General features: G+C 56.2%; 12 protein-coding genes. 2 read left to right on the top strand and 10 right to left on the bottom strand.

The genetic code is table 11. The features are described from left to right. Positions 1 to 2: 2 nt before the first annotated feature. Both cbpA and Y017_RS12380 read right to left on the bottom strand, forming a co-directional pair. Entirely contained in the window at positions 3 to 941 is a 939-nt protein-coding gene (gene cbpA, locus Y017_RS12385; protein ID WP_035461131.1) for a curved DNA-binding protein, read from the bottom strand. Positions 942 to 1,143: 202 nt separating this feature from the next. Continuing rightward, entirely contained in the window at positions 1,144 to 2,985 is a 1,842-nt protein-coding gene (locus Y017_RS12380; protein WP_035461129.1) for a long-chain-acyl-CoA synthetase, read from the bottom strand. A 376-nt stretch (positions 2,986 to 3,361) separates the two neighbouring features. Here Y017_RS12380 and Y017_RS12375 point away from each other — a divergent pair, with 376 nt between their 5' ends. Further along, positions 3,362 to 3,781, top strand: coding sequence for a CBS domain-containing protein (locus tag Y017_RS12375; RefSeq protein WP_011588945.1), 420 nt, complete (start codon positions 3,362 to 3,364; stop codon positions 3,779 to 3,781). 455 nt (positions 3,782 to 4,236) lie between these two features. On the opposite strand, the gene Y017_RS12370 is transcribed toward Y017_RS12375, so the two are convergent. The 5 genes from Y017_RS12370 to Y017_RS12350 all read right to left on the bottom strand — a co-directional run bounded on the left by Y017_RS12370 (position 4,237) and on the right by Y017_RS12350 (position 9,320). Continuing rightward, on the bottom strand, positions 4,237 to 6,132 hold the full coding sequence (locus tag Y017_RS12370) for a 3'-5' exonuclease (RefSeq protein ID WP_035461127.1): 1,896 nt from the start codon (positions 6,130 to 6,132) through the stop codon (positions 4,237 to 4,239). Positions 6,133 to 6,137: 5 nt separating this feature from the next. Next, positions 6,138 to 6,719 (bottom strand): hypothetical protein, encoded by a 582-nt coding sequence (locus tag Y017_RS12365; protein ID WP_011588947.1) that lies wholly within the window; start codon positions 6,717 to 6,719, stop codon positions 6,138 to 6,140. 214 nt (positions 6,720 to 6,933) lie between these two features. Further along, positions 6,934 to 7,803, bottom strand: a complete 870-nt coding sequence (locus tag Y017_RS12360; RefSeq protein ID WP_035461125.1) for a class I SAM-dependent methyltransferase — start codon at positions 7,801 to 7,803, stop codon at positions 6,934 to 6,936. 135 nt (positions 7,804 to 7,938) lie between these two features. Beyond that, positions 7,939 to 8,790, bottom strand: a complete 852-nt coding sequence (locus tag Y017_RS12355; RefSeq protein ID WP_011588949.1) for an ion transporter — start codon at positions 8,788 to 8,790, stop codon at positions 7,939 to 7,941. Between the two features lie 116 nt (positions 8,791 to 8,906). Next, positions 8,907 to 9,320: a hypothetical protein gene (locus Y017_RS12350; protein WP_035461123.1), complete on the bottom strand. Its 414-nt coding sequence runs from the start codon at positions 9,318 to 9,320 to the stop codon at positions 8,907 to 8,909. 888 nt (positions 9,321 to 10,208) lie between these two features. Here Y017_RS12350 and Y017_RS12345 point away from each other — a divergent pair. Beyond that, a complete protein-coding gene (locus Y017_RS12345; protein WP_035461122.1) occupies positions 10,209 to 10,832 on the top strand; it encodes a GNAT family N-acetyltransferase in 624 nt (207 codons plus the stop codon). Between the two features lie 38 nt (positions 10,833 to 10,870). Here Y017_RS12345 and Y017_RS12340 read toward each other — a convergent pair whose 3' ends face one another. The 3 genes from Y017_RS12340 to Y017_RS12330 are packed head-to-tail and all read right to left on the bottom strand — an operon-like array spanning position 10,871 to position 13,351. Beyond that, positions 10,871 to 11,413 carry a DUF3299 domain-containing protein gene (locus tag Y017_RS12340; RefSeq protein ID WP_051428764.1) on the bottom strand — a complete coding sequence of 181 codons (543 nt, stop codon included), beginning with the start codon at positions 11,411 to 11,413 and terminating at the stop codon, positions 10,871 to 10,873. Between the two features lie 2 nt (positions 11,414 to 11,415). Beyond that, positions 11,416 to 12,654 carry an ABC transporter permease gene (locus tag Y017_RS12335; protein WP_035461120.1) on the bottom strand — a complete coding sequence of 413 codons (1,239 nt, stop codon included), beginning with the start codon at positions 12,652 to 12,654 and terminating at the stop codon, positions 11,416 to 11,418. After that, complete coding sequence (locus Y017_RS12330; protein ID WP_035461118.1) at positions 12,644 to 13,351, bottom strand: ABC transporter ATP-binding protein; 708 nt, start codon at positions 13,349 to 13,351, stop codon at positions 12,644 to 12,646. Before Y017_RS12330 ends, Y017_RS12335 begins: the two co-directional genes overlap by 11 nt. Between the last annotated feature and the right edge of the window lie 6 nt (positions 13,352 to 13,357).

The following is a 13,357-nucleotide window of genomic DNA, read 5'->3' as shown; positions in this document are numbered from 1 at the left end:
AATTACCGTCTCCATTTTGCACGTGGATCGAAGCTTGCCTTGTCGGCCAGTTGTTGCCACAGCGCGTCAATGTCTTCGCCGGTGGCATCGGGCATGACTACTTTTAACACGGCAATCAGGTCGCCCTTCCCTGCCTTGCTGGGCAGCCCTTTGCCAGGAATACGCAGCTTCTTGCCGTTCTGGCTGTGTGCCGGGATGGTCATCTGTACTGCGCCGGTGAGGGTGGGCACTTCAATTTTCGCCCCCAGCGCCACTTCCCAGGGCGCCACCGGTACGGTAACGATCAGGTTGTGGCCTTCCACATCGAACAAGGGATGCGGCACCAGGCGAATGCGCAGGTACACGTCGCCCGCGGGGGCGTTACCGATGCCGGCAATACCCTGGCCTTTTAGCCGAATGCGTTCACCGTCGGTCACCCCGGCCGGAATTTTCACGTTCAGGGTTTTGCTCTTTTCGCCGACCACCTGGCCGTACTGGTCGTACTCCGGCAGCCGGTAGGAAACAGATTTGGATTCGCTGCTGATCGTGTCTTCTAGAAAAATGGGCAGCTCGATTTCCACATCTTCACCACGCCGCGATGGGGCGTGCCCGCCACGGGCCTGGCGGGCGCCGGTGAACAGGGATTCAAAGAAGTCAGAAAAGCCCGCATCGGCCGGGTCAAAGCCCCCGCTCGACGGCTGCCAGCCAGGGGGCGGCTGAAACGAACCGCCATCGCCTTGCTGGTTTCGAAAGGCGCGTAGCTGGTCGTAATCAGCGCGTTTATCTGGATCTTTCAGCACCTGCCAGGCCTCAGCCACGTCCTTAAACTTGGCTTCGGCGTCGTTTTCCTTGCTGATATCCGGGTGATACTTGCGGGCCAGCCGGCGGTAGGCCGTCTTGATAGCGGCCGCGTCGGCGTCTGGCTCCACCCCAAGCAGGGCGTAGTAGTCCTTAAAATCCATTCCACCTCTCCGGAGTCAGATATTCCATTCCTACCATACTGCTATTTCAATGATATGCCTGTTGAAAATGCACCATTCCTGATTACCGTCAAATTACACCGCCCGGCCCCCTTTCTACTGCTCTTTGTTTGAGCCATTCTTGAGGTGGTGGTCGCGCAGTGCGGCCCGGTAACCACCCTGTGCCAACCCGCTCTCGCTGGGATTACAGGCGTATCTCGCCTTGTTGTATCTGCCTGTATAGCTGGGGCGTCAGCGGTTGGTAGCCGCGCTGGTTATCCAGCAGTACATACACGGGTTCGGCCACTTGATCGGGCGCTATGCCTTGTTTTTTCAGCGCTACCTTGCGGTATTTAAAGGTGCCGGTGGTTTCCTGATGATCACGGATGCGCAGAAACAGGGGCACCGCATAGGCCGGCAGCACACGGCTCAAATGCTGTGCCAGGCCCCGGCCATTAAGGGCGACGCCCTGGCTGAGCGTAATGGCCGCCATCCCTGCGCGGCCATCGCAGCCGGGAATGCTGACTCCATACACCACACCATGATCAATATCCGGGTGCTGAGCCATAGCCCCTTCCACTTCGCCGGCGGCCACGTTCTCCCCTTTCCAGCGGAAGGTATCGCCTACCCGGTCGACAAATTGAATGTGGCGCAAGCCCTGGTCGCGCACCAGGTCACCAGAATCGAACCAGCAATCGCCTTTCTTGAAGACATCGCGCAGCAGTTTTTTCTCCCCGGCAGCAGGGTCGGTATAACCATCAAAGGGCCGCCGCGGGGTCACTTCGCTAATCAAAAGGCCAACCCCACCCTTAGGGATGCGCTGCATAAACCCATCACGGTTACGGCGCGGGGTTTCGGTGTCATTGTCGAATTCGACGATGGCGAAAGGCAGCGGAGTAAACCCCGCAGTCTGGGCCACACCAAAGAGGTTGATAAACCCAATATTAGATTCACTGGCACCGTAAAATTCATAGATACGGTGGATACCAAAACGCTGCTCGAAGGGCTCCCAGATTTCCGGGCGCAGCCCGTTGCCGGTGATTAATCGAATACGGTGCTGACGGTCCATGTGGCTGGGCGGCACATTGAGCAGGTAACGGAGCAGCTCACCGATATAACAAAACGCGGTGGCGTCGTAATGGCGCACCCGCTCCCAGAAATGCGAGGCACTGAACTTGCGATCCAGTGCCAGGGTGGCGCCCATGGATAATACCGAGCCCCAGGCCACGGTAAGCGCATTGTTGTGGTACAGCGGCAGGCAGCAATAGAATACCTCTTTGCGGCGGATGCCCAAGGCCAAGCCGCCCATACCCGCCATGGCGGCCAGCCAGCGATAATGTGTCATCACCGAGGCCTTGGGTAAGCCGGTGGTGCCGGAGGTAAAGATGGAAAAACACGGCTGCTCGGCGCGCACTCGGCAAGTGCTGGGCGGGTTGGCTTGCGATTGCCGGCTGCTGTGTTCATGCAGATCTAGCCAACCCGGCGGCGCAGGCTGTCCGTGATCGCCGCCGTGCCACAGGTAGCCAATTGATGAAGCGGGCGGCGAGCTGTTCGGCGCGCTTGGCGTTGGAGTAAAACGAGTGGTGGCCAGGGCCGCTGCACATTCCGCACTGACTACCAATAACCGCGGCTTGACCAGCTGGATACTGTGTTCCAGCACCTCGCCAGTCTGGTTGTGGTTGAGCATGGCCGCGATGGCGCCCAATTTGACGGTGGCCGCCACACAAGCCAACGCCTCAGGCCGGTTTTCCATCATGATCGCGACAGTGTCTCCGGCGCCCACACCCTGCTCCCGCCAGCAGGCGGCCAAGCGGTTGGCCCAGGCGTTAAATTGCGCGTAGGTCCACTGCTGATCCTCGAACCGCAAGGCGATGTTGTGCGGGGTGCGACTGGCCCAGTATTGGATAACCTTGCCAATGGACTGCTTGCTGCTGGGCCGCAACCCGGCTAGGCGCAACAGGTTACTGCGCTGAATATCCAGCAGTGGCGGCACCATGTACCGCACTCCTTTGACCAAATCTCGCCAGCCAACCTTCTTCACAGGCATGCTTGCCTCCGTTGCTCGGCCCAATACTGCTCCCGGCAGGGCTACTGCTAACAGTGCAACCTGTTGTTATACGCCTGCCGGATGGCATTGGAGCTTACTTGTCATTTCGTTTGGATCAGGCTGGCGAGCAGGGCAATGTCCTGGCTGCTGGCTTGCGATCCAGTTCGAATCTACATAATCGTGGGGTATAAATAAATGAACAGAATTGCGGGGGGTGTTTCTTAGGGTCAATAGGCTGACGGAGGCGTTCGCGACTCCAGCACCACTTCTGCGAAATCCAATAGTTGGCATGGTTCCCGCAGTATCTTGCTCAGTGGCCAGCCATATTGCTGGCTTAACCCTTTGTGGTACCTGACCCGAGCAAGAGGTAAGCCCCATGGATTCTGTATCGATCAAGGACTTGATGTGCACCCGTTTTGCGACTATCCGCCCGGAGATGCCGGTGGTGGAAGCCTCCAGCAATCTGATCAAACTGGATATGCTGGGCAGCCCCGTTACCGATAGCGCGGGAACGCTGGTGGGCTGGATCAGTGAGCGCGAATGCCTGCAGGCGGCCTTACAGGTGGTATATCACAACCAGCGCGTAGCAACCGTGAGGGACCTAATGCAAAGCGAGGTACTGACGGTATCGCTGAACGACGATGTACTGAACCTGGCCCAGCAGATGCTGAACGCCAAGCCGAAAATCTATCCGGTGGTGAATGCCGCCAACAAGGTGGTGGGGGTAATCAGCCGCCGCCATATTCTGAATATGCTAGATCAGAAGCTGGCCGAGTTGTGCAAAAAGGCCAGCTAAGGCCCTGTATCCGTGCACGTAGGCAGCCTAGCTGCGCGCTATTGGTGCTCAAAACGCATGCATAAATGCCTCATTTAGGTTCGCGCAGGCACCACTAACCGTCTGTGCTGTTGGGTTCATTCGCAGCACCGCATCGCGGTAGCGCGGCCTTCACGCATGTGGCGGCCATGGTATCGCTGCTAGGGTTGTTCACCAAAGCGCGCCATGGGGTCGTCGCTGCTGGGCGAATGCCGCAGTAATGCGATGCCACCATGAGCCGTGATGTAGTTCATTACGGACGGGTTACGAAGGTAAAGATAATGTGAGTAATTCAGATTTAATCTGAACGACGCTAGGTAATGGCATTGCGAGGCAAAGACGGCAAAGAAGGCCTGGCCTGCACTTGCCATAGTGGTTTGCGCCACCGGGTACTCTACAAAAACAATAGCGCTAAGTTTGCCCCTTACATTATTCAACTACTGCCCAAACCGGCCAACAAACCAATTCTCACCACTCCCGGTCAGCAATAACTGCTGCCGTGCCCGCGTCATCCCCACATACAATAGCCGCACCTCGCGCTCCAGGTTCTCCTGGTCGTCTTTCAATCCGCCCAGCCCTGCCAGCACCACGGTATCGAATTCCAGCCCCTTGCTGCTTTGCCGGGTAAGTAGCGCCACCCGCTGCACATTCGCGTCGTAGGCTTTCTTGCTGGCGCTGTTTTTTAACCAGGCATGGGGAATGCCTTCGGCGTTAAGGGCTCGTTGCAGAGTGTCTGCCTGCCAGGTGTAACCGTAGATCACCGCAATGGTGTTGAGGGGGCGGCCGCTTTGGTGCCATTTGTGAATGCAGCGAGCGATGTAGTGGGCTTCGTCGTTGAAGTTGTCGAATTTGCGAAACGCCGGTGGCGGGCCGCTCACACCGGCCACCTCCGGTGCGATGAGGGGAATGTGGTCGTCGTCGGCATCTTGAGCTTGCAGGAAGTCCTTCGCGAAATCGTAGGCGTAGCTAAGGATTTCACGGGTGTTGCGGTAATTCAGTTTCAAAATAGTGGTTCGACCACGGGCCTGAATGCCGGCACTGGACAGGGGAAACTTGAGATTGCGTTTCTTGTAGATGGACTGGGCATCGTCATAGAGCAGCAGCAGGGAATTGGTGTTCGGGTCGATCATCTGCACAATCAAGGCCAGCCAGTCCTGCTCGAAGTCATGGCCTTCGTCGATCATCACCGCGCTGTATTGGGCACGAGGAATCTGATTCTTATCCACGGCCTGTATAACGGTTTCCACCTGCCGTTCCCAGGGTTTTAGCTCTGGTGTGGCGGCGATCGGGTCCACGTTGTAGGTTTGCATTTGCCGGCCACACCATTCATGGAAGTGGTGCACCTGCACTTTCTCTTCGATGCCCTTTTCGGCAATAAAACTTCGCAGTCGGGCAGCCAAGGTGATATTGAAGCACAACACCAAAATCGGCTTGGTGACGGCCTGGGCCAAGTGCAGACAACGATAGCCGAGGATCAGCGTCTTGCCAGAGCCGGCCACGCCATGGATAACCCGGTGGCCATCACCCATGCTCCGGGCCAGCTGTTCTTGCTGCAGGTCCATCACGCGGACAATGTCTGGGATGGTGTTGTAACTTGGCTGGCTCGCGACCACCGGCTTGCCCTCATTGGCCCCGCCCTGCCCTACCTCTGGTTCATCGTCTTCACCCTCCGCATCGAACAGCCCTTGCTGGGGCGCGTTTATGCGAATTTCAGGGAATAGATTCCAGCGGATACGATCAATCTGCGGCAGGGTGAGTTTGTCGCCGAAGGTGTATTCGAACATGGCCCATAGCTGCTCCTGGAATACTTCCGGGTCAATGGTGGCGGTCATTTCATCCCGGCAGATCAAACGGTGTGGGGGTAACACCAGCTCCTGATGCTCCTCACTAATGGCCTCGTTCCATTGCTTACGGGTGATATTAGGGAACACGACCCCATAGCCCCACGGGAAGCAGAGCTTGCCTTTGTGCTGTGCGCAGGTTTGTTGCAGGTGCGCATCGCGCTGCAGTTTTTTGATGGCGGTGAGCGCACACTGGCGGGCCTGCTGCAAAGGATTGGTGACGGTCTTCAAACCATCGGAGGTAAAAATTTCCGCATCGCGGGGCGTGATCGTCTTGAGGGTATCTAGCTTCCAATCTTTTACCTCCAGAAACAGCAAGCCACGGCCGGGATGCAGGATAATGTAATCTGGATAGCGCCGATTGCGGCCCACCGGTGTGTCGTACCAGACGGTGTAGTCATCCTCTAATAGCGTTTCTAAGCGCTGCCCCAGGCGCCTCTCGCCTTTCGTCATGCCACGCAGGGTGCTGAGGTTGGGTATAACGGTGGCCATGGTAACTATCGCTCCCAGCTCATGGTGACCCCATAGGCTTTGCCATCAATCTGCAAGGAGGAATATTGAAGCATGAGCTTGTCGCCACTTTTTTGCTGCCACTGAACCAGTGGCAGCGTCTCCTCTATGTCCTCTTTCCCGTCCAACCACAAAACGAGCCTCGCCATCCAGCCGAGATTAAAAGCATTAAATGATGGATCTCCGAATTCTGCCTCTATTGCTGCTTGATGGGTTTTAAAGAAAACCTTTTGGTGCTCCTCGTTATTGAACCAGACTCCGTAATAAACCAACGAGATACGGTCTTCGCCGCATTGATACCCAGTCACTTCAGAACGTTCCGGGGTGTCGCGGTAAAACGCCAGAAGTTCGTGCTCCAGCATCGTGTGCAGAGGGAAGTCAGCCTCCGCTCCCCTGTCAATTTCCATTTCATAGGTTTCAAGACAGGAATCACCGGGTGAGACACCAAGGAACAGGGCTGAATGGGCAAACGGAGAGCACAGGAGTATGCACAGCATGGAGAACGTTCGGCATTGCTGAGGGGTAATCCGGCAGATTGTCTGCTTCTGCGTTCTTCGGAATAAAAGCATCCTGCCCTCATTGCTTTATTGCCCACCATCCTGGCAGGCTCATTATTATTAACCGCGTTTTATTTGTGCTTCAGTTCCGAATGTACACGACCTTACGGCGCAAATAAATGAATGCTATTCAGGATTTTGATTCTGGTGTGCGCAAGACAAATCAACGCAAAGGGCCGCGCCCCTGAGACGCAGCCACATGCCGTTCGCAGAGTGGCCTCTTATCTCACGATGCTTTTGCTTTGATCTGCCAGCAGGCAGCGTTGAATTTCACGGTATCACCGAACACAAAAGGCTCGAAGGCTTCTCTGACCACCGTAATAAGCTGTGCTTGGGTTTTTTCATCCAGGCCGGGAAGAATGCGACCGAGCGGGCCGATGCGGGTGAAAAAATTCACCAGCTCGGTCTCGGGGAACGCACATTCGAAATCCAGCGGTTCAATGCTGATGTCGTGCCAACCTGCTGATTCAAGAATGCTCTCTACCCGTTGGGGGTCTGCAAATGCAAACTGCCCGGGCGCGTTCCGGTCTTGTTGCGGCAAGGTGACGATAGACTTCGCCGCCCGGCCAGCGGTAGTCATAAAGGGGGTTTCTTTCGGGGAGCGCCAGGAAAAAAACAACGCCGTGGCCTCTTTGCTAGCGGCGCGCCTGAGGTTTTGAAAGGCCCGCACGGGATCTTCGAAAAACATGATGCCAAAACGCGACACCAGCATGTCGAACAAGCCTTCTTGGAAATCATAGCGGGCGGCGTCGGCGCAGATAAACTCTGGGCCGGGTCCTTCCTTGTCCGCACCATCCTGCTCACTACTCTGTCGTGCGGCGTCGATCATTACCTCGGACACGTCCACGCCGGTGGCATAGCCCCCTTCTTGGGTATGGCGATGAATCGTGCGGGTTGTGCCACCGGTACCGCAGCCTATATCAAGAACATGGCGCGGGGATTGGGCCTGCACCGCTTCGGCCAGCAGCACTTCGATGGGCTTGAACAAATAATCAATCAGCTGCTGGGAAGCTACCCAGTTGCGCCCACCCATGGTTTTCCACAACGAGGACGGGTCTTCGGCTGTGTCTACAAATGTGGCGACAGGCTTACTCATGTTTACTCTCCGGCGTTCGGTCTCGGTTTATTTGTCAGCGAGCCACTTCACGTCGAGGTCACCTCAACTGAACAGCCCAGAAGACAACCGTGCACGACTCACAGAGCCGCTCCATGATAGGTAAATCGCCAACCTTTACTGGCCGGCCTTGCCCTGCTGGGCAGCTTCCAGCGCCACAATTTTTGCGTGCATTGCGCGCATAAGATCCAGCATTTCCTGGCGCTCATCGTGGGCAATCAGATTATTGGCTTCCCGCTCTGCGCGCTGCTCGCTCTCATGTACTTCTTGGGTCGCGCTCACAATGATGGCAATAAACAGGTTGAGCACCATAAAGCTGGAAATGAGGATGAAGGGCACGAAGAAGATCCACGCTAGGGGATACACCTCCATAACAGGTCGGGCGATCCCCATGGACCAACTTTCCAGGGTCATAATCTGAAACAGGCTATAAATGCTGGCGCCCAAGCTGCCAAACCACTGCGGAAACGCTTCGCCGAACAGCTCGGTGCCCATCACTGCAAAGATGTAGAACATCATCAGTAGCAGCGCTGCGGTCCAACCGATACCGGGCAAGGCTTGCATCAAGGATTCCACCAGCATGCGCAGTCGTTTCACCGATGACAGCAGGCGCAACACCCGCAGGATGCGTAAACTCCGCAAGATAGCCAACGGCCCTGAGGCTGGCGTCAGGGAGATAGCGACGATCAGAAAGTCAAATACGTTCCAACCGGAACGGAAAAAGCGCGGACCAAAGGCCACCAGCTTGAGTGCAATTTCCAACGTGAAGGCAAACAAAATCACTTGGTTGACCAAGGTCAACCACTGCCCTACTCGCTCTTGCGCTACTGAGGACGTTTCCACTCCAAGAATAATGGCATTCAGGAGAATCAACGCGGTGATGCTATTCGCGAATAACGAAGAATTAAGCCAAGCACTCAGACGCTGGCGCCAAGCATTAGCGGGTACGGAGGAAGGCGTAGCCTGCATGGAAAATCACCGAAAAACTCAAGGAGCGGCGAGTATACCTGATGCAGGGCCAGTGATTGACACCGACACGTGATGAAGGAGGATCTTCACCGCCATCGAAAACCCCAAAGGGAGCTTTACCGGTGCAGGCTAAATTGCATCCAGACTGCCAACCCCAAACCCCAAGCCGCATTCACGATTAAACCGCCCACGACCTTGGTGGCATTCACGTCCAATCCTTTCATAGGGAAAACCAGCAACATGGCCACCAGGGTCGGGCCAATGGCGCCAATAATCATGGCGCTAAGCCAAAAATTGATACCCTGCCAGCGGCGAATGATCAACCATACGGGCAAACCCCAAACACCCCCCCAGAATGCCAGAGAGAGCACTTGAGGAATGCCCAACGGCGGCACGGGCGTCATGTTCCAAGGAAACGTGGGGATAAGGCCGCCCAACCAAAACAATGCGAGGACGCCTTGATGGAACAACAGGGTGGCAATAAATCCACCGGTGAAAGCCTGCAGCCATTGTTGTTTGGTGTTGGTCATGGGGGTCTCCGTCGGGTTGCGCTATCGAGCAGATGCCGATTAGCGGATAGACGCTAGCATAGCTCACAACGTAGCGACGTGAGCGCCATAACCCTTCTTTATTGCACTCGTTATTACTTCAGGGACGGTTGAAGCTTATATCTTAGAAGAGGCAACGCACCCACAGGGCATGAAGGCGTTTTTTTGCGGGAGCTTAGCGATAACCCAGAAAACAAAAACCCCGGGCAAAGCCGGGGTAAACGCAGAAGCAGCAACAGAATTTAATTCTCGTGTTCGACGTAGCGAAGGTACAGAAAACGGCTTTTTGAAGACCCTCGCTGAGCCCCCCCAATACCATCAGAATAGATCACCAGAAGAGAAACCGTTATTTCCACCTACAGCATCGTCAAAGCATTGCCTGTTATATGCCCAACGTCTGTAAGCCTCATCGTATTTTCCCATAGGATTTTAACTGTTTCGTAGAGCTGGCAACCTTGTACACACCGGCATCTGAGTCACCGCCGATGGCAAACGGGGGCGCGGGGAAATAACAAGAAAAGCCATCAATCGCGCATCATCCTCTAACGGATAAAAACTCGAAGAGTTCGGCCACGAGAAGAGGCCATTCGCAACGGGGGATTGGCTTCCCTGCTTGGTCGTGACGGCGCTTATATCCTGAAGGGAAGAATACCCACCGCACCCTGGTAGTAAGCTGCCATTCGGTGATTTAGCTGTGGCGGTTTGCAGTGCAACCTGCGCACTCACTGGGAGCCTGCGCCTTTCTCGGCGGCGAACCCGCCAACGAGCAAACCCGCCCAGCCTGAGCCATTCACTTAGGTGCGCCTAATAGGCTCACCGAAGCCCTAAGTTTACGGTATGCTCTGCCTGTCGCAGCCGGATATTTCAGATATGCCAACCACACAACCACCACTCGATGACCTTGCCCACGTGTTCAGCCGGGCCTTTTTTCATGACCCACTGTTTGAATACTTTTTTGCGGACCCGTCGCAACGGCAAGCACTGGCGTTCTTCACTTTTCGCTTTCTGGTCGCCCATGCTCGCCACAACGGTCAAGTAGACACCACGCCGCAGCCTGTCGATGACCATAATAGCCTTAATGGCGCCGCAGTCTGGTTGCCCTCGTCAGCCATTGAACACAGCGTAATTGATATGTTGCGTTTTGGTGCGGTGCGGGCGTTGTTCAAGCAAGGCCCCGGCGCCATAAAACGCCAAATGGTGGCTGCAGATGCCATGCAGGCAGTGCACCACCGGGTTCTCACCACCCCGCATATGTACCTGCTACTGCTGGGTATTGATCCCTCGCAGCAAGGGCGCGGGCTGTCCACACCGCTACTGCAACCCTCGCTAGACCTGTTCGATCAGCAAGGCTTGCCCTGCTATCTCGATACCCATAACCCGAACAATGTTTCTCTGTATCAACGGTTTGGGTTTGAGGTTGTGCATGAGGGCGATATCCCCGGCACGTCGGTACAACACTGGGCCATGTTGCGGCAGTGCAAATCGCGAGCCTAATACACTGTTGTCATAAAGCGCATTAAAATAAGGCCGGGTTACTGGTCATAGCCAGTAAATGGCTCTGCGCTTTCTCCTTCCAGCACATAGCCGGCCGTGCCGTATTCCGTTTCTTGGCTGCTAACGGTAAGCGTGCCCGAGAGCCACATGGCATCCAGAGCCAGATCCAGCGGCACGCCCCGGCCTTTCATTTTCACCAACACAATCTGATTGCGCGGCGGCGGAGGCGTGTGGATACAGGCGCCAAAATACGGTACTAGCAGGAACTCACGTACATATTCTTCATCGCCATCCAGCGGCACGCCGTAACCCGCCAAGCGCACGGCAGTATTGTCTAAGGACTGTTTCAGCGGCGCTTCGCGCCAGGCTTTATCGATGGCGTCTAACATTTTCTTGCCTCGAGCGTCGCCATCCGCAATGGAGTCAGGCGCTTGCTGTTCCCCATAAATATCATCGAAGAGAGTGTTATAAATCTCCGAGGGGTCATAACCTTCCGGCACTAGCGCCTCCCACTCGATCTCATTGGCCGCCATGGAAGACAGACTCCAGCTAAAACAGAGCACAGCAAGCAAATAACGCATGATCAGTTCCTTGGGGTCAGGCCATCGGCCAAGCTATTACGGAAGGCCTTTTCTGCCGGGATCAGCCCTGCCAGAGAGCCGGCGAGCAGAATAGCGCCAATGGCCGGTAATTCCCGCCACGCGAGAAAGTGTTCAGGAAGTCGCAACGACCATTCAGCCAGCGCCATCGGCGCTAACCCCCATTGCGCCAAAAATAACACCCCCAGACCCAACAAGCAGCCCAACACGGTAAGACACAGGCTTTCACCGACGATTACCGTATACACGGCCAGCCGCCCGGCACCTGTCGCCCGCAGGACAGCGATTTCATGGCGGCGCCCTTCCAGCGCCGCCAGCACCGTGGACACCAGCACCAGCAAAGCGACCACCAGCACCGCCAGCGATGTGGCGCGCAGGGCATTTTCGCCGGCGGCAGTGATTCGCCACAACCGCTGCAATTGCACGCCGGGAATAATGGCCGTAAGCGGCTCGCGCTCATAACGGGACAACTCCCGCTGCAAGCTCAACACGGCCATGCGGCGTTTCAATCCCAACATGACCGCATTCACTGAATCGGGTTTATCCCGTGCTTGGCCTAGCATGGGAGGCAGGCCCGACCTATACGCGCCCCCGCGATGAATCACCGCCATGCCTTCCAGAGAGATATGCACGCTTTGATCCACAGGGGTGCCGGTGGGCGCGAGAATACCGACCACCGTAAACGGGCGGTTATCATGTTCCACAATGGCCGGCCCGCTGGCACCGTGAGCCAACACAATGTGCTCACCCTGCTGATAGCCAAGCCGGGCAGCCACGGCACTGCCAAGCACGGCTTGATCCGCCCGAGCAAACCAAGCGCCGCTTTGCAGGGCCAAGCGCTGATCTCGGCCATAACGGTAATGCGCTAAATAACTGTCGTTGGTGGCCACCACCGGATAACCACGATGGGAATCACCCAAGGCAATGGGAATCCACCACTTCACATCCGGGTGGTCAGCCAAATGTTCCACCGTCTTCCAGCTAATACCTGCAGTGGGATCACTGAGCCGGAAGACGCTGTAGAGCAAAATGTTCATCGGCCCACCACGGGCGCTGACGATCAAATCTGTACCCGAAATGGTACTGGAAAAATTGGCACGCACCTGATGCCGTACCCGATCTATGCCGATGATCATCAGCACACTCAGGCCAATGGCAGCAACGATCAATAGCGCTGATGTTCGCCGGGTTTTCAGGGAGGCAAGCATCACCTTAGCTAGCATGGTTTGCCTCCCCTGCCAGGTGGGCAAAATCCACACTGCGTTGAAAATGATCGCCCACCTGTTTGTCGTGGCTAACCATCAGCAAGGCACTGCCGGACTGTTCGCACAGTTCACACAGTAATGTAAGCAAAATATCGCGGCTGTGGTTATCCAACGCGGAGGTGGGTTCATCGGCAATAATGAGGTCCGGTTTACCGAACAAAGCACGGGCTGCGGCCACCCGCTGTTGCTGCCCGAAAGACAACTGCCACGCGGGCAGAGTAACGGTGCTGTCATCTAAGCCCAGCCGAGCCAGCAAAGCCCGGGCAGTGGATTGTCTATGGGCCTTACTGCGAATCCCTTCCCGGTCACAACGCTGACGGGAGAAACCGGCAGCCAAGCACACGTTATCCACGGCATTTAGGTAAGGAAGCAAATTAAAGGCCTGAAAAATCACCCCCAGGTGATCGGCGCGAAATGCATCTCGGCGGCGCTGGGGCAACGAGGAAAAGGGCCGGCCTGCAATGTGGATACGGCCACGCTGCACCGGACGAATGCCGGTAATCAAGGACAACAAGGTGCTCTTGCCACAACCACTGGGGCCATGGAGCAACACACGTTCTCCCGCCTGCAGGGAAAAATGCGGCACCTGCAGAAAGGCCCGCAGGTCGCCGGGATGGCGGTATTCCAGCTCGTTGAGCTCCAGTACCAAACCCACTACGGC

Origin of the sequence: Alcanivorax sp. 97CO-5 (assembly GCF_000524665.1) — a bacterium.
GTDB classification, from domain to species: domain Bacteria; phylum Pseudomonadota; class Gammaproteobacteria; order Pseudomonadales; family Alcanivoracaceae; genus Alcanivorax; species Alcanivorax borkumensis.
The sequence above is the reverse complement of the archived record's forward strand: the minus strand, read 5'-3'. Positions and strand labels throughout refer to the sequence as shown.